Source organism: Siccirubricoccus deserti, from assembly GCF_014283215.1.
Taxonomy (GTDB): Bacteria; Pseudomonadota; Alphaproteobacteria; order Acetobacterales; family Acetobacteraceae; genus Siccirubricoccus; species Siccirubricoccus deserti.
The window spans coordinates 1-14,837 of the sequence record NZ_JACOMF010000066.1; the positions used below are offsets into that span (position 1 = coordinate 1).

Consider the following 14,837-nt stretch of genomic DNA (forward strand, 5'->3'; position numbering starts at 1 on the left):
CGCCGCGCGGACCATCGACGGGCTCTGGGATGCCATCCGCGACGCCCTGCCACGCTTTACCCCGGAAGAGTGCCGAAACTACTTCACCGCCGCAGGCTATGAACCAGAATGATCGGATTCCGCCCTAGCTTGGCGGCCACCGGACGGTGGCCGGGCGGGTGTGTCGGCTTCTCCGGCGGCACGGCGCAGGAGGACGAATTATGGCAGCCAAGGCCATCATCGTCGGGCCCTGGTCGCGACACCGGGGCGGCTGGTCACCCAGCCGCCCCGGCGTGTATCCGATGGCAAGCGGCGGTTACGCCGCGGCCTGGTCTTCCTCGGCCTCCGGCTGCTCCGGCTTCGGACCGCTGTCGAGGCCCTTGGCGGCGACATCGCGCTCGACCAATTCGATCACCGCCATGTCGGCGGCGTCGCCGTAGCGCATGCCGGCCTTCAGCACGCGGGTGTAGCCGCCCGGCCGGGTCTTGTAGCGATCGGCGATGGTAGTGAAGAGCTTCTCCACCACCTTCGCGTCCATCAGCTGGGCATGGGCCTGACGGCGCGCATGCAGGCCACCGCGCTTGCCGAGGGTGATGATGCGCTCGACATACGGGCGCAGCTCCTTCGCCTTCGGCAAGGTGGTTGTGATCTGCTCGTGCTTCAGCAGGCTGGTCGCCATGTTGCGAAACATGGCGAGCCGGTGGGTGGAGGTGACGTTGAGCTTCCGCCCCGCCATTCCGTGACGCATTGTCGTGTTTCCCTGATGGCGGAGACTAGAACGGTTCTTCCAGCTTCTTCGCCAGATCCTCGATATTCTCGGGCGGCCAGCCGGTGACGGTCATGCCGAGGCCGAGCCCCATGGAGGCCAGGACCTCCTTGATCTCGTTCAGCGACTTGCGGCCGAAGTTCGGGGTGCGGAGCATCTCCTGCTCGGTCTTCTGCACCAAATCGCCGATGTAGACGATGTTGTCGTTCTTCAGGCAATTCGCCGAGCGGACCGAAAGCTCCAGCTCATCCACCTTGCGCAGCAGGTTGCGGTTGAAGGGCAGGTCGTCCCGCTCCTCCTCCACCTTGCGCTCGCGCGGCTCGTCGAAGTTGATGAACAGCTGCAGCTGGTCCTGCAGGATGCGGGCGGCGAGCGCCACCGCATCCTCCGGCGCCACGGTGCCATCGGTCTCGATGTTCATAACCAGCTTGTCGTAGTCGGTGACCTGACCAACGCGGGTGGGCTCCACCCGATAGGCCACCCGGCGCACCGGAGAGTAGATGGCATCGACCGGAATCAGGCCGATGGGCGCATCCTCCGGCCGGTTCATCGCCGCGGGGACATAGCCCTTGCCGGTGCCGACGGTAAGTTCCATCGACAGCTTGGCACCATCGTCCAGCGTGCAGATCACCAGGTCCGGGTTGGCGATCTCGATGTCGCCGGTGGTCTGGATCTGGCCGGCGGTGACCTCGCCGGGGCCGGTCGCGGTGAGCGCGAGCCGCTTCGGCCCCTCACCCTGCATCCGGATGGCCAGCTGCTTCACATTGAGGACGAGGTCGGTGACATCCTCACGCACGCCCTGGATGCTGCTGAACTCATGCAGCACGCCGTCGATGCGCAGCGCGGTCACTGCCGCGCCCTGCAGGGAGGACAGCAGCACGCGACGCAGCGCATTGCCGAGCGTCATGCCAAAGCCACGCTCCAGCGGCTCGGCCACGATGGTCGCCGTCCGGTCGGGGTCCGCCCCGACCTCCACGCCCAGTTTCTCCGGGCGAATCAGCGACCGCCAATTCCTCTCGATCACGTCTGGTCTCCTCTCGGCCTCACCCCCAGGACGCGTGCCGCAACCGGCCCGCGCGGCACGCCGCGTCTCAGACGCGGCGGCGCTTGCGGGGACGGCAGCCGTTGTGCGGGATGGGCGTCACGTCGCGGATGGCGGTGACGTAGAAGCCAACCGCCTGCAGCGCGCGCAGCGCCGATTCACGGCCCGAACCGGGGCCGCTCACCATGATCTCCAGCGTCTCCATCCCGTGCTCGCGGGCCTTCTTGCCGGCATCCTCGGCAGCGACCTGCGCGGCATAGGGGGTGGACTTCCGGCTGCCCTTGAAACCCTGGCTGCCGGAGGACGACCAGGCGATGGCGTTGCCCTGGGCGTCAGTGATGGTGACGATGGTATTGTTGAAGGAGGCGAGCACATGCGCCACGCCGGAAGAGATGTTCTTCCGTTCCTTCTTGCGGGGGGCGCGGGCGCCGCCCTTTGGGTCGCGCGCCATGCTACTTCGTCACCTTCTTCTTGCCGGCAATCGCCACCGCCTTGCCCTTGCGGGTACGGGCGTTGGTATGGGTCCGCTGGCCACGCACCGGCAGGCCACGGCGATGACGCAGGCCACGGTAGCAGGCCATGTCCATCAGCCGCTTGATGTTCATCGCCACTTCGCGGCGCAGATCGCCTTCGACCCGATACTCGCGGTCGATCAGCTCACGGATGCGGATGATCTCCTCATCCGTCAGCTGATTGACCCGGCGCTCCTCGGGGATGTTGAGCGCGTGGCAGATGTCGAGCGCGTTCTTCGGCCCGATGCCAAAGATGTAGCGCAGCGAGATCGGCACCCGCTTGTTCGTGGGAATGTTGACACCGGCGATGCGCGCCACTGCTCAGCTCCTGGAGCCCTAGCCCCTGCTCGCGCCGACATGACCGGGGCCATGGCAGCGTCGTGTCGAAACCTCGAACCGGGACATCCGCAGCCCGCACGGCCAGGGACATCGATCGGTCCGCCATCAATTCACTGGACACCTAGATGCTGCAGCGGCAGCGTGACGAGGAGCCAGCGCTCAAACGGCTGAACGCGGCCGCGCGACCCACGACTGGGCGCCCGGAACCGCGGGAGGCGCGGACTATACCCGCGCGCCCCCTTGCGTCAAGCCCTGAAGCCCGGTGCGCTCATGCCCCGGCCCTTCTTCATGCCTTGACCGGGATCGGGCCAAGGATCGTCTCGATCTGCCGCGCAACCTCATCCATCTCGGCCATGCCATCCACCACCCGCAGGATGCCCTGGGCGGCGTAGTAGGGCAGCAGCGGTGCCGTCTGGCGGTGATACGCCTCGAGCCGTGCCGCCACCGTCTCCGCCTTGTCGTCGGCCCGGCGGGTGAATTCAGTGCTGCCGCAAGCGTCGCAGATGTTGTCCTGCTTCGGCTGCTTGAACCGGTCGTGGTAGCCCTCGCCGCATCTGGCGCAGGTGAAGCGGCCGGAGATGCGCTCGACCAGGGCGGCATCATCCACCTGCAGCTCGATGACGTGGTCGAGCGGCATGGATTGCTGCTTCAGCACCAGGTCCAGCGCCTCCGCCTGCGGCACGGTGCGAGGAAAGCCGTCCAAGATGAAGCCCTTGGCGATCGCCGGATCGGCCACCCGCGCCGCCAGCATGGCGATGATGATGGCATCGGGCACCAGCTCGCCCCGCTCCATGATCGCCTTCGCCTGCAGGCCGACCTCGCTGCCGGAACGGACTTCGGCGCGCAGCATGTCGCCGGTCGAGATCTGCTTCAGGCCATAGCGATCTTCCAGCCGCTTGGCCTGGGTACCCTTGCCGGCCCCGGGGGGGCCCAGAAGGATCAGGTTCATCACTCGCCTCTCCCCATCGCCGCCGCCCTTGTCCTACCGCGGTCGCGGCGCGCCGCGACCGCCCAGCCGGGACTTCCGGATCAGGCCTTCATACTGGTGGGCGAACAGATGCGACTGCACCTGCGCCACGGTGTCCATGGTAACCGAGACGATGATCAGCAGCGAGGTGCCGCCGAAATAGAACGGCACCCCGTAGTTGCTGATCAGCAGCTCCGGCAGGATGCAGACCAGGCACAGGTAAAGCGCGCCCACCGCGGTCAGCCGGGTCAGTACCCGGTCGAAGTAGTCGGCGGTGTTCTGGCCGGGCCGGATGCCGGGGACAAAGCCGCCATACTTCTTGAGGTTGTCCGCCGTCTCCACCGGGTTGAACACCACCGCTGTGTAGAAGAAGGCGAAGAAGATGATCAGCGCCATGTAGAGCGCCATGTAGAGCGGCTGACCATGCGCGAGCGCATTGGTGATGGTGGTCAGCCAGCTGTCCGAACTCGGATCGCCGGAGAAGCCGGCCACTGTCGCCGGCAGCAGCAGCAACGAGGAGGCGAAGATCGGTGGGATCACGCCGGCGGTGTTAAGCTTCAGCGGCAGATGGGTGTTCTCACCCCCGAACATCCGGTTGCCGACTTGGCGCTTTGGATACTGCACCGGAATGCGCCGCTGCGCCCGTTCGACGAAGACGACCAGGATGATCACCGCCACCGCGATCAGCAGGAAGAAGATGATGAAGAAGGTCGAGAGCGCGCCAGTACGGCCGAGCTCCAGCGTCGCCACCAGCGCCGACGGCAGGTTGGCGACGATGCCGGCGAAGATGATCAGTGAGATGCCGTTGCCGACGCCACGGGCGGTGATCTGCTCGCCCAGCCACATCAGAAACATCGTCCCGCCCACCAGGGTGATGATGCAGGACAGCCGGAAGAACATCCCCGGGTCGTGTACCGCCGGGCCGAAGGCGCCGCGCATCCCCTCCAGCCCCACTGCGATGCCCCAGGCCTGGAACACCGCGATCAGCACTGTCAAATAGCGGGTGTACTGGTTGAGCTTCTTCCGCCCTGATTCACCTTCCTTCTTCAGCGCCTCAAGGGTTGGCACCGCGGCAGTCATCAGCTGAATGATGATGGAAGCGGAGATGTAGGGCATGATGTTCAGCGCAAACACCGTCATCCGCCCAAGGGCACCGCCGGTGAACATGTCGAACATGCCGAGGATGCCGCCGCCATGCTGGGCGAGGATCTCGCCCATGACGGCCGCATCAATCCCCGGGACGGGCACATAGGTACCGATCCGGTAGACGATCAACGCCCCCAGGGTGAACCAGATGCGCTTCTTGAGCTCGGTGGCCTTCGAAAGGACGCCGAGATTGAGATTGGCCGCAAGCTGCTCGGCGGCGGAGGCCATGGACCCTTAACCCTCCTCACGACGACGGCGCCCCCAACCGGAGGGGAACCCTCCGGCCGTGGCGCCGCAGCCACGCATTCATGCTAGGTAGGCTCCGCCCAGCCGGGCGGCAAGCGTCACGCCTCGGCCGCGGGGGCCTCGGCTGGCGGGTTCAGCAGGGTGACGGTCCCACCCGCCGCCTGCACCGCGGCGATCGCCGCGGCAGAGGCGCCGGAGACGGTGATGGTCACCGCCCGGCTGATCTCGCCCCGCGCCAGCAGCCGGACGCCGACGATCTTGCCGCCGGTGCGGATCAGCCCGGCCGTCCGCAGCACCGCCTCGTCGATCGCCTCGCCCGCCGGCAGCTTGCCCGCCTCGATCGCCTTGTCCAGCGAGCCGATGTTCAGCGGCGCATATTCCTTGCGGAACAGGTTGACGAAGCCGCGCTTCGGCAGCCGCCGGTAGATCGGCAGCTGGCCGCCTTCGAAGCCGTTCAGCGCAACGCCCTCGCGCGCCTTCTGGCCCTTGACGCCCTTGCCGGAGGTCTTGCCCTTGCCCGAGCCGATGCCACGGCCAAGCCGCTTCGACTTGTGGCGCGCGCCCGGATTGTCGCGCAATTCATTGAGCTTCATGTCACATCCCTCGGTGGCAACCCGGCCGATCGCCCGGGCCTTGCGGCTCCCTGGCGAACGGCCTGCTGCCTCAGTCCCCGACCTTCAGCAGATGGGCGACCTTGCGGATCATCCCGCGGACCGAAGGGGTGTCCTCCAGCTCCCGCGAGCGGTGCAGCTTGTTCAGGCCAAGCCCGATCAGCGTCTCGCGCTGGCCGGGCTTGCGGCCGATCGGCGACCCGATCTGGGTCACCTTCACGGTCGGCTTCGCAATATCAGACATTCGCTGCCTCCACGGCCGGCGCCTCGGGCGCGGCCTGGTCCTTGCGCGGGCCCAGCAGGTCGGAGACCTTCTTGCCGCGGCGGGCGGCGACCACCCGTGGGCTGGTGCTGCGCGTCAGCGCCGCGAAGGTCGCCTTGATCATGTTGTGCGGGTTGGCCGAGCCCAGGCATTTGGCGACGACATCGCCCATGCCCAAGGTCTCGAAGATCGCACGCATCGGGCCGCCGGCGATGATGCCGGTGCCGGCCGGTGCCGCGCGCAGGATCACCCGGCCGGCGCCGAACTCGCCGATCACGTCATGGTGCAGGGTCCGGCCTTCCCGCATCGGCACGCGGATCATGGTCCGCTTCGCCTGCTCGGTCGCCTTGCGGATCGCCTCCGGCACCTCACGGGCCTTTCCGGCGCCCCAGCCGACCCGGCCCTTCTGGTCGCCGACGACGACGAGGGCGGCGAAGCTGAAGCGCCGGCCACCCTTCACCACCTTGGCGACACGGTTGATGGTGACGAGCTTGTCCTTCAGCTCATCGCCGTCCGAACGGTCCTGCCGGTTCTCGCCGCCGCGGTCGCGGCCGCGGCCGCGGCGGCGGTCGCCCTCGCCGCCATGCTCGCCGCCGCCACCGCTGTGTGGGGTACGTGCCATCTGTGCGATCCTTAGAAGGACAGCCCGCCCTCACGGGCGGCGTCCGCCAGGGCTTTCACCCGGCCGTGGTAGAGATAGGGCCCGCGGTCGAAGACAACCAGCGTGACACCCGCGGCCAGCGCGCGCTCTGCCACCCGCTTGCCGACCACCACCGCGGCGTCCTTGTCGGCGCCGGTCTTCAGCGTGGTGCGCAGCTCCTTCTCGATCGTCGAGGCCGCCGCAAGGGTGCGGCCCTGCTGATCGTCGATGACCTGGGCATAGATATGCTTGCCAGAACGGAACACCGAGAGCCGCGGCCGGCCACCCGACTTGATCTTGAGCTGGTAGCGCAGCCGGGACCGGCGACGCGTCTGAAGTTCGAGCTTCTTGGCCATTACTTCTTCTTACCCTCCTTCCGGAGGATCTGCTCGTCAGTGTAGCGAATGCCCTTGCCCTTATAGGGTTCGGGGCCGCGATAAGCCCGGATCTCGGCGGCCACCTGGCCCACCTGCCGCTTGTCCGCACCGCTCACCTTCACGGCGGTCGGACGCTCGCAGACGATGGTGATGCCCTGCGGGATCGGGTAGCGAACCTCATGGCTGTAGCCGAGGGCCAGGACCAGATCCTGGCCCTGCACTGCGGCACGGTAGCCAGTACCGGTGATCTCCATCGACTTGGTGAAGCCGGTGGAGACGCCGGTGACCATAGCGTTGATCAGGCTGCGGGTGGTGCCCCACATGGTGCGGCTGCGGCGGTCGTCCCGGCGCGGCTTCACCGCCACCTGGGATGCATCCACCTCCACATCCACGTCGTCCGTCAGGTCGAGCTTCAGCTCGCCATTCTTGCCCTTGGCCACCACGGTTCGCCCCTGCAGCGCCACCTGGACGCCACTCGGCACCGGGACGGGATATTTGCCGACGCGCGACATCGCTTCTCCCTCCCTCAGAACACGCGGCAGAGGACTTCGCCGCCAACATTGGCAGCGCGGGCCTCATTGTCGCTCATCACCCCGCGGGGCGTCGACAGGATGGAGATGCCGAGGCCGTTGTAGAACTTCGGCAGCTCCTTGATCTTCGAGTAGACGCGCCGGCCGGGCTTGGAGACGCGGGTGATCTCCTTGATGGCGGGCTCGCCTTCCGAATACTTCAGCTCGATCTCGATGTTGCGGAGACCGGGACGGACATCCTCGACGCGCCAGGCGCGGATGTAGCCCTCACGCTTCAGGACCTCGAGTACGTCGGTGCGCAGCCGGCTGGCGGGCGCCAGGCAACGGGTCTGCCGCGCACGCTGCGCGTTGCGGATACGGGTGAGCAGATCCCCGAGCGGATCGGACAACGACATCTGCGTGCCCTCCTACCAGCTCGCCTTGGTCACGCCGGGGATTTGGCCGCTGTTGGCCAGCTCCCGCAGCATGTTCCGGCTGAGCTTGAACTTGCGGTAATTGCCGCGCGGGCGACCGGTCAGCTCGCAGCGCAGGCGCACCCGATTGGCGGCACCGTTACGCGGCAGCTGCGCGAGCTTCAGCGACGCGTCGAACCGGTCCTCGACCGGCAGGCTGCGGTCCATCACCACAGCCTTCAGCGCGGCGCGCTTGTCAGAATGCAGCTTGGAGAGCCGCTCGCGCCGCTTGTTCTTCTGGACCGATGAGGTCTTGGCCATACGGTTCTATCCTCCGGAACCTGCCGAGCGCACCCGGCGGTTTTCCAAGATCAATTCTGGAAGGGAAGCTGGAAGGCCTTCAGCAGCGCCTTGGCTTCCTTGTCGGTCTTCGCCGTGGTGACGAACTGGATATCCATCCCGCGCACCGTGTCCACCCGGTCGTAGTTGATCTCGGGGAACACGATCTGCTCCTTCATGCCCATGGCGAAGTTACCACGGCCGTCGAAGCCCCGGTTGCCCGGAAGACCACGGAAGTCCCGCACCCGCGGCATGGCGATGGTCACCAGCCGGTCCAGGAACTCGTACATCCGCGCGCGGCGCAGGGTCACCTTACACCCGATGTACTGGCCCTCGCGAATCTTGAAGCCGGCGATCGCCTTTTTCGCCTTGGTCCGCACCGGCTTCTGGCCGGCGATCGCGGTCAGGTCGGCAACGGCGGCGTCGAGCTTCTTCTGGTCGCCGGCGGCCTCGCCGACGCCCATGTTGATCACGATCTTCTCGAGCTTCGGCACTTCCATCGGGTTCTTGTAGCCGAACTCCTCGATGAGCCGCTGCCGCACCACCTCAGCGTAGAACACCGCGAGGCGCGTCTTCTCGGCCGGTGCTGCCGCTGCCTTGCCGGGAGCCGCGGCAATAACCGTCCCGCCGGTACGACCGCCTTCTTCGCGCGAAGCCTCGGGCTTCTTCGCCGCGGCCTTCTTAGCGCCGCCCTTTTTCGAATCGCTCATGCGTCAAGCACCTCGCCGGAGGGCCTCGCCACGCGCACCTTCCGACCATCCTCGAGGATGCGGAAGCCAACGCGAGTCGCCTTGCCGGATTTCGGATCGATCAGAGCCAGGTTCGAGAGGTGGATCGGCGCCTCCTTCTCCTGGATGCCGCCGGGCTGGCCCATGCCTTGCGGCTTCTGATGCCGCTTGACGATGTTCACGCCCTGCACCAGCGCACGCTTCTCCTCAGGCCGCACCGCGAGAACCTCGCCGCGCTTGCCCTTGTCGCGGCCGGTCAGCACCTCGACCCGGTCGCCCTTCTTGATCTTCGCGGCCATGGCCTACAGGACCTCCGGCGCCAGCGAGATGATCTTCATGTACTTCCGCGCCCGCAGCTCGCGCACCACGGGGCCAAAGATACGGGTGCCGATCGGCTCGCCCTGCTTGTTGATCAGCACCGCGGCGTTGTTGTCGAAGCGGATTGCCGTGCCGTCCATGCGCCGCACCGGATAGGAGGTGCGGACGATAACGGCGCGATGCACCTCGCCCTTCTTCACCTTGGCGCGCGGAATCGCCTCCTTGACGGAGACCACGATGATGTCGCCGACCGAGGCGGTCTTGCGCTTCGAGCCGCCCAGCACCTTGATGCACTGGACGCGACGCGCGCCGGAATTATCGGCGACGTCGAGGTTGCTTTCGGGATGGATCACGACGCCACCGCCTCAGCCAGCGGCGCGCCGTTGCGCTCCACCACCTGCCAGGCCTTACGCTTGGAGAGCGGCGGGCACTCCTCGATCTGCACCACGTCACCTTCCTTGCACAGGTTGGTTTCGTCGTGCGCCGCGTACTTCTTCGAACGCTTGATGAACTTCTTGTAGAGCGGATGCATCACGCGACGCTCGACAAGAACGGTGACCGTCTTGTCCATCTTGTCGCTGACCACCCGGCCCGTGAGGACGCGCTTCGGCATAGCCGCCGGTCTCCCCTTAAGCTTTGGGTTGAGAAGCTGCCGAGCGCTTGCGCTCGTGCAGAACGAATTTGATGCGGGCGATGTCGCGCCGCACCAGCTTGACGCGGCCGGTCGCCTCCAGCTGTCCCGTCGCCCGCTGGAAGCGCAGGTTGAACTGCTCCTTCCGCAGGTCGAGCAGCTGTGCCTGCAGCTCGTCCGGGGTCTTCGCCCGAATGTCCACGATCTTGGTCATGGTGTCAGGCCTCCACGCCGCCAAGGCGTGCCACGATCTTGGTCCGAATCGGCAGCTTCGCCGCGCCAAGGGTCAGCGCTTCCTTCGCCGTGTCGCCCGAGACGCCGTCGATCTCGAACATGATCCGGCCAGGCTTGATCCGCGCCACCCAGTATTCCGGCGCGCCCTTGCCGGAGCCCATGCGGACCTCCGCCGGCTTGGTCGAGACCGGCACATCCGGGAAGATGCGGATCCATACCCGCCCCTGGCGCTTCATGGCGCGGGTGATCGCGCGGCGAGCCGCCTCGATCTGCCGGGCGGTCACCCGCTCCGGCTCCAGCGCCTTCAGGCCGAAGCCGCCGAAGGACAACGAGAACCCGCCCTTGGCGAGCCCCTTGATGCGGCCCTTGTGGGCCTTGCGGAATTTGGTGCGCTTGGGCTGCAGCATCGTCCTGGGTCCTTAGCGCTGCGGCGCCTGCTCGGCGGCGCGCTTGTCCTGGGCCAGCGGGTCGTGCGCCAGGATCTCGCCCTTGAAGATCCAGACCTTCACGCCGCAGGTGCCGTAGGTGGTCTTGGCCGTCGCGGTGCCGAAGTCGATGTCGGCACGCAGCGTGTGCAGCGGCACCCGACCCTCGCGGTACCATTCCATCCGGGCAATCTCGGCACCGCCAAGCCGGCCAGAGCAGTTGATCCGGATGCCGCCGGCACCCAGCCGCATCGCCGACTGCACCGCGCGCTTCATGGCGCGACGGAAGGCGACCCGACGCTCGAGCTGCTGGGCGATGTTCTCAGCCACCAGCGTCGAATCGATTTCCGGCTTGCGGATCTCGACGATGTTCAACGAGACCTCGGCGCCGGCGAGCTTCGCCATGTCCTTGCGCAGGTTCTCGATGTCGGCGCCCTTCTTGCCGATGACGACACCCGGACGCGCGGCATGGATGGTGACGCGCGGCTTCTTCGCCGGCCGCTCGATCACCACACGGCTGACACCGGCGCCCTTCAGGCGGGTGCGCAGCTTGTCGCGCAGCTTCAGGTCCTCATGCAGCAGCTTCGCGTAATCGGCGTCTGCGAACCAGCGGCTGTCCCAGGTCCGGTTGATCCCGAGCCGGAAGCCGATCGGATTGACCTTGTGACCCATGTTACGCGGCCTCCTGCTGTGCCGCCGGCGCTGCCTGCTTCTCGGCCACAACGATCGTCAGATGGCTGAACCACTTCTCCACGCGGGCGGCGCGGCCGCGGCCGCGCGCCTGGAAGCGCTTCATCACCTGGCTGCGGCCGACTTCGGCGCGCGAGACGATCAGTTGATCGACGTCCAGCTGGTGGTTGTTCTCGGCGTTGGCGATCGCGCTCTCGAGCGTCTTCTTCACCGTCTGGGCGATGCGGCGCTTGCTGAAAGTCAGCGTCGCCACCGCATCCTGCGCCCGGCGGCCACGAATCAGCCCGGCCACCAGGTTCAGCTTGCGGGGGCTGACACGGATGTTCCGCGTGATTGCCTGCGCCTCGGTATCGGGCAGGCTGCGTTCGTGCTTCGGCTTGCTCATCGGATCAGCCCCGCTTCGCCTTCTTGTCGGACGAGTGCCCGGTGAAGGTGCGCGTCGGCGAAAACTCGCCGAACTTGTGGCCCACCATGTTCTCCGACACCTGCACCGGGATGAATTTCTTCCCGTTGTAGACACCGAAAGTCAGCCCGACGAACTGCGGCAGGATGGTGCTCCGGCGGCTCCAGATCTTGATGATCTCGTTCCGCGTCGAAGCCCGTGCGGCCTCCGCCTTGTTCAGCAGGTAGCCGTCGACGAACGGCCCCTTCCATACGCTGCGCGGCATCGCCCTCAGCCCTTCGTCGCGTTGCGGCGCCGGACGATGAGCCGGTCGGTCCGCTTGTTGTTGCGCGTCTTGGCGCCCTTGGTCGGCTTGCCCCACGGGGTGACCGGGTGGCGGCCACCGCTGGTGCGGCCTTCGCCGCCACCGTGCGGATGGTCAACCGGGTTCATCACCACGCCACGGTTGTGCGGGCGCCGGCCCAGCCAGCGGGAACGACCGGCCTTGCCGATCTGCTGGTTGGAGTTGTCCGGGTTGGAAACCGCGCCGATTGTCGCCATGCACTCGGCACGGACCGTGCGGACCTCGCCCGACATCAGCTTCACCTGCGCATAGCCGGCATCCTTGCCGACCAGCTGCACATAGGTGCCGGCCGAGCGTGCGATCTTGCCGCCGGCGCCGGGCTTCAGCTCCAGGTTATGAACAATGGTACCGACCGGGATCGCGCCCAACGGCATCGCATTGCCCGGCTTAATGTCAGCCCGCTCAGCCGCCAACACTGTGTCGCCAGCCTTCAGCCGCTGCGGCGCGATGATGTAAGCCAGTTCGCCGTCCTGGTATTTCAGCAGAGCGATCCAGGCGGTGCGGTTCGGGTCGTACTCCAGCCGCTCAACGGTTGCCGGCACGCCGAATTTCGCACGCCGCTTGAAGTCGACGATGCGGTAGGTCTGCTTGTGTCCACCGCCGCGGAACCGAACCGTGGTGCGGCCATGATTGTTTCGGCCGCCGGAGTGGCTCTTGCCTTCCGTCAGCGGCTTGACCGGCGCGCCCTTCCACAGCTCATCCCGCTTGACGAGGATAGTGCCGCGTAGGCTCGGGGTAACCGGGTTGAAATTCTTCAGTGCCATGGCGTCACGCAAGCCCCGTCGTCAGGTCGATGCTCTGGCCTTCGGCCAGCTGCACCATCGCCTTCTTCCAGTCGGAACGCTGGCCGGGCCGCCCCTTGAAGCGCTTGGTCTTGCCCTTCACCACCAGCGTGTTCACGCCGAGGACCTTGACCCCGAACAGCCCTTCGACCGCGGCCTTGATCTCCGGCTTGGTGGCCGAGAGTGGCACGCGGAACACCACTTGGCTCTGCTCCGAAAGGGCAGTCGCCTTCTCGGTCACCAGCGGCGACAGGATGGTCTGGTACTGCCTCTCCTTCGAGAGGATTGGCCGTGCTGCGGTCTCGCTCATGCCAGCCGCTCCTTCAGCGCCTCGACGCCGGCGCGGGTCAGCGCCAGCACGTCGTGGTTCAGGATGTCGTAGACGTTGGCGCCGATGGTCGGCAGCACATGCACATGCGGCAGGTTGCCGACAACGCGGCCGAAGCCCTCGTCAACCGTCGCATCGACGACCAGCGCGCTGGTCCAGCCGAGCACCTTGAGCTGCTTGGCCAGCGACGCGGTCTTCGATGTGCTGCCTGCCGAGGCAGTGTCGAGCACCACCAGCTTGCCTTCGGCCGCCTTCTGGCTAAGCGCGCTGATGAGGCCGAGCCGCCGCACCTTCTTGTTCAGCGAATAGCCGTGGTCGCGCACCACCGGGCCGTGAACCGCACCACCAGTGCGGAACTGCGGAGCACGCAGCGAGCCCTGCCGGGCATTACCGGTGCCCTTCTGCCGGTACGGCTTCTTGGTAGTGCCGGAGACTTCACCCATCCCCTTCACCTTATGCGTACCTGCCCGCCGCTTGGCGAGCTGCCAGTGCACGACGCGGGCCATGATATCGGGCCGCGTCGGCGCCGCGAACAGCGCCTCCGGCAACTCGATCTCGCCAGCCGAGCCGTTATCCAGCGTGATGACCGGAACCTGCATCGTCATTGATCCTTAGGCCCCAGCGGCCGGCGCAGCTGGTGCGTTCGAAGCGATAGCGGCGGGGAACGGCGCATCGGCATGGCGCGCACGCTTCGCCGCGTCGCGCACCAGCACATAGGCGCCCTTCGAACCGGGGATGGCGCCCTTCACCAGCAGCAGCCCCTTGTCGAGATCATAGCCGGCGATCTCCAGGTTCTGCGTGGTGATGCGCTCCGCGCCCATGTGGCCGGCCATCTTCTTGTTCTTGAAGGTCTTGCCCGGATCCTGGCGCTGGCCGGTGGAGCCGTGCGAGCGGTGGCTGATCGAGACGCCGTGCGAGGCCTCGAGACCAGCGAAATTCCACCGCTTCATCGCGCCGGCGAAGCCCTTGCCCTGAGTGACGCCGGTGACGTCGACCTTCTGCCCCTTGACGAAATGCGCCACGGTGAGATGCGCGCCAGGCTCCAGCGCCGCATCGCTACCGACGCGGAACTCGACAAGCTTCTTTGGCGCATCGGCCCCGGCCTTCGCGAAATGGCCGCGATTCGCCTTGGTGACGTTCTTTGGCTTAGCGCGACCGATGCCGAGCTGCACGGCATCGTAGCCATCCCTCTCGGTCGTGCGGCGCGCGATCACCCGCACCTCGTCGAGGTGCAGGACAGTGACGGGCACGGCGCTGCCATCGTCGTTGAAGATCCGGGTCATCCCCAGCTTCTTGGCGATCAGCCCGGTGCGTCCGGTCTTGACGGACATGGTGGCAGACTCCCCAGGGCCCTAAAGCTTGATCTCGACGTCCACCCCGGCAGCCAGGTCGAGCTTCATCAGCGCGTCCACGGTCTGCGGGGTGGGATCGACGATGTCGAGCAGCCGGCGATGAGTCCGGATCTCGAACTGCTCGCGGCTCTTCTTGTCGATGTGCGGTGAGCGGTTCACGGTAAAGCGCTCGATCTCGGTAGGCAGCGGGATCGGCCCGCGCACCCGTGCACCGGTCCGCTTGGCGGTGTTGACGATCTCCCGCGTGCTCCCGTCGAGCACGCGGTGATCGAACGCCTTGAGGCGGATGCGGATATTCTGGCTGTCCATGGTGTGCGGGCCCGCGCCTTACTTCACGATCTGCGCGACGACGCCGGCGCCGACGGTGCGGCCACCCTCACGGATGGCGAACCGCAGCCCCTCATCCATGGCGATGGGCGCGATCAGCTCGACGTCCATCGTCACGTTGTCGCCCG

28 protein-coding genes and 1 pseudogene are annotated in these 14,837 nt (G+C 66.7%); 1 reads left to right on the forward strand and 28 read right to left on the reverse strand.

Features of this window, described 5'->3' with window-relative positions:
- A pseudogene (locus tag H7965_RS25405) lies at positions 1-112 on the forward strand (IS630 family transposase); the annotation flags it as partial.
- A gap of 183 nt (positions 113-295) precedes the next feature.
- Here H7965_RS25405 and rplQ read toward each other — a convergent pair.
- From rplQ to H7965_RS25545, 28 genes are all read right to left on the reverse strand, one after another.
- Complete coding sequence (rplQ, locus tag H7965_RS25410) at positions 296-727, reverse strand: 50S ribosomal protein L17 (RefSeq protein WP_186773354.1); 432 nt, start codon at positions 725-727, stop codon at positions 296-298.
- A 25-nt stretch (positions 728-752) separates the two neighbouring features.
- Positions 753-1,769, reverse strand: coding sequence for a DNA-directed RNA polymerase subunit alpha (locus H7965_RS25415; protein WP_186773355.1), 1,017 nt, complete (start codon positions 1,767-1,769; stop codon positions 753-755).
- 67 nt (positions 1,770-1,836) lie between these two features.
- Positions 1,837-2,238: a 30S ribosomal protein S11 gene (gene rpsK, locus H7965_RS25420; protein WP_186773356.1), complete on the reverse strand. Its 402-nt coding sequence runs from the start codon at positions 2,236-2,238 to the stop codon at positions 1,837-1,839.
- A gap of 1 nt (position 2,239) precedes the next feature.
- Positions 2,240-2,617, reverse strand: a complete 378-nt coding sequence (gene rpsM / locus H7965_RS25425) for a 30S ribosomal protein S13 (RefSeq protein WP_186773357.1) — start codon at positions 2,615-2,617, stop codon at positions 2,240-2,242.
- A 307-nt stretch (positions 2,618-2,924) separates the two neighbouring features.
- A complete protein-coding gene (locus H7965_RS25430; protein WP_186773358.1) occupies positions 2,925-3,587 on the reverse strand; it encodes an adenylate kinase in 663 nt (220 codons plus the stop codon).
- Positions 3,588-3,620: 33 nt separating this feature from the next.
- Positions 3,621-4,979, reverse strand: a complete 1,359-nt coding sequence (gene secY / locus H7965_RS25435) for a preprotein translocase subunit SecY (protein ID WP_186773359.1) — start codon at positions 4,977-4,979, stop codon at positions 3,621-3,623.
- 116 nt (positions 4,980-5,095) lie between these two features.
- A complete protein-coding gene (gene rplO / locus H7965_RS25440; RefSeq protein WP_186773360.1) occupies positions 5,096-5,590 on the reverse strand; it encodes a 50S ribosomal protein L15 in 495 nt (164 codons plus the stop codon).
- 70 nt (positions 5,591-5,660) lie between these two features.
- Positions 5,661-5,852: a 50S ribosomal protein L30 gene (gene rpmD, locus H7965_RS25445; RefSeq protein WP_186773361.1), complete on the reverse strand. Its 192-nt coding sequence runs from the start codon at positions 5,850-5,852 to the stop codon at positions 5,661-5,663.
- Complete coding sequence (gene rpsE / locus H7965_RS25450; protein WP_186773362.1) at positions 5,845-6,492, reverse strand: 30S ribosomal protein S5; 648 nt, start codon at positions 6,490-6,492, stop codon at positions 5,845-5,847. The genes rpmD and rpsE overlap by 8 nt, the downstream gene beginning before the upstream one ends.
- A gap of 11 nt (positions 6,493-6,503) precedes the next feature.
- The gene (gene rplR, locus H7965_RS25455; protein WP_186773363.1) at positions 6,504-6,866 is read right to left on the reverse strand and encodes a 50S ribosomal protein L18; all 363 of its coding nucleotides are present in this window, start codon (positions 6,864-6,866) and stop codon (positions 6,504-6,506) included.
- A complete protein-coding gene (rplF, locus tag H7965_RS25460; protein ID WP_186773364.1) occupies positions 6,866-7,399 on the reverse strand; it encodes a 50S ribosomal protein L6 in 534 nt (177 codons plus the stop codon). The genes rplR and rplF overlap by 1 nt, the downstream gene beginning before the upstream one ends.
- A 14-nt stretch (positions 7,400-7,413) precedes the next feature.
- Positions 7,414-7,812, reverse strand: a complete 399-nt coding sequence (rpsH, locus tag H7965_RS25465; protein WP_186773365.1) for a 30S ribosomal protein S8 — start codon at positions 7,810-7,812, stop codon at positions 7,414-7,416.
- 12 nt (positions 7,813-7,824) lie between these two features.
- A complete protein-coding gene (gene rpsN, locus H7965_RS25470) occupies positions 7,825-8,130 on the reverse strand; it encodes a 30S ribosomal protein S14 (RefSeq protein ID WP_186773366.1) in 306 nt (101 codons plus the stop codon).
- A gap of 50 nt (positions 8,131-8,180) precedes the next feature.
- Entirely contained in the window at positions 8,181-8,858 is a 678-nt protein-coding gene (gene rplE / locus H7965_RS25475) for a 50S ribosomal protein L5 (RefSeq protein ID WP_186773367.1), read from the reverse strand.
- On the reverse strand, positions 8,855-9,175 hold the full coding sequence (gene rplX / locus H7965_RS25480) for a 50S ribosomal protein L24 (RefSeq protein WP_186773368.1): 321 nt from the start codon (positions 9,173-9,175) through the stop codon (positions 8,855-8,857). The genes rplE and rplX overlap by 4 nt, the downstream gene beginning before the upstream one ends.
- Before the next feature lie 3 nt (positions 9,176-9,178).
- Entirely contained in the window at positions 9,179-9,547 is a 369-nt protein-coding gene (rplN, locus tag H7965_RS25485; RefSeq protein ID WP_186773369.1) for a 50S ribosomal protein L14, read from the reverse strand.
- Positions 9,544-9,807 carry a 30S ribosomal protein S17 gene (rpsQ, locus tag H7965_RS25490; protein ID WP_186773370.1) on the reverse strand — a complete coding sequence of 88 codons (264 nt, stop codon included), beginning with the start codon at positions 9,805-9,807 and terminating at the stop codon, positions 9,544-9,546. The genes rplN and rpsQ overlap by 4 nt, the downstream gene beginning before the upstream one ends.
- Before the next feature lie 16 nt (positions 9,808-9,823).
- On the reverse strand, positions 9,824-10,039 hold the full coding sequence (gene rpmC, locus H7965_RS25495) for a 50S ribosomal protein L29 (protein ID WP_186773371.1): 216 nt from the start codon (positions 10,037-10,039) through the stop codon (positions 9,824-9,826).
- A 4-nt stretch (positions 10,040-10,043) separates the two neighbouring features.
- Complete coding sequence (rplP, locus tag H7965_RS25500; protein WP_186773372.1) at positions 10,044-10,466, reverse strand: 50S ribosomal protein L16; 423 nt, start codon at positions 10,464-10,466, stop codon at positions 10,044-10,046.
- 12 nt (positions 10,467-10,478) lie between these two features.
- The gene (gene rpsC / locus H7965_RS25505; RefSeq protein WP_186773373.1) at positions 10,479-11,156 is read right to left on the reverse strand and encodes a 30S ribosomal protein S3; all 678 of its coding nucleotides are present in this window, start codon (positions 11,154-11,156) and stop codon (positions 10,479-10,481) included.
- Between the two features lies 1 nt (position 11,157).
- Positions 11,158-11,559: a 50S ribosomal protein L22 gene (gene rplV / locus H7965_RS25510; RefSeq protein ID WP_186773374.1), complete on the reverse strand. Its 402-nt coding sequence runs from the start codon at positions 11,557-11,559 to the stop codon at positions 11,158-11,160.
- A gap of 4 nt (positions 11,560-11,563) precedes the next feature.
- Positions 11,564-11,842: a 30S ribosomal protein S19 gene (gene rpsS, locus H7965_RS25515; RefSeq protein WP_186773375.1), complete on the reverse strand. Its 279-nt coding sequence runs from the start codon at positions 11,840-11,842 to the stop codon at positions 11,564-11,566.
- A gap of 5 nt (positions 11,843-11,847) precedes the next feature.
- Positions 11,848-12,684: a 50S ribosomal protein L2 gene (rplB, locus tag H7965_RS25520; RefSeq protein ID WP_186773376.1), complete on the reverse strand. Its 837-nt coding sequence runs from the start codon at positions 12,682-12,684 to the stop codon at positions 11,848-11,850.
- A gap of 4 nt (positions 12,685-12,688) precedes the next feature.
- Positions 12,689-13,012, reverse strand: a complete 324-nt coding sequence (locus H7965_RS25525) for a 50S ribosomal protein L23 (protein ID WP_186773377.1) — start codon at positions 13,010-13,012, stop codon at positions 12,689-12,691.
- Positions 13,009-13,629 (reverse strand): 50S ribosomal protein L4, encoded by a 621-nt coding sequence (gene rplD, locus H7965_RS25530; protein ID WP_186773378.1) that lies wholly within the window; start codon positions 13,627-13,629, stop codon positions 13,009-13,011. The genes H7965_RS25525 and rplD overlap by 4 nt, the downstream gene beginning before the upstream one ends.
- 12 nt (positions 13,630-13,641) lie before the next feature.
- The gene (gene rplC, locus H7965_RS25535; RefSeq protein WP_186773379.1) at positions 13,642-14,361 is read right to left on the reverse strand and encodes a 50S ribosomal protein L3; all 720 of its coding nucleotides are present in this window, start codon (positions 14,359-14,361) and stop codon (positions 13,642-13,644) included.
- A 21-nt stretch (positions 14,362-14,382) separates the two neighbouring features.
- Positions 14,383-14,691, reverse strand: a complete 309-nt coding sequence (rpsJ, locus tag H7965_RS25540) for a 30S ribosomal protein S10 (RefSeq protein WP_186773380.1) — start codon at positions 14,689-14,691, stop codon at positions 14,383-14,385.
- 18 nt (positions 14,692-14,709) lie between these two features.
- Positions 14,710-14,837: EF-Tu C-terminal domain-related protein (locus tag H7965_RS25545; protein WP_456308198.1), on the reverse strand; the 128-nt coding region annotated here is incomplete at its 5' end.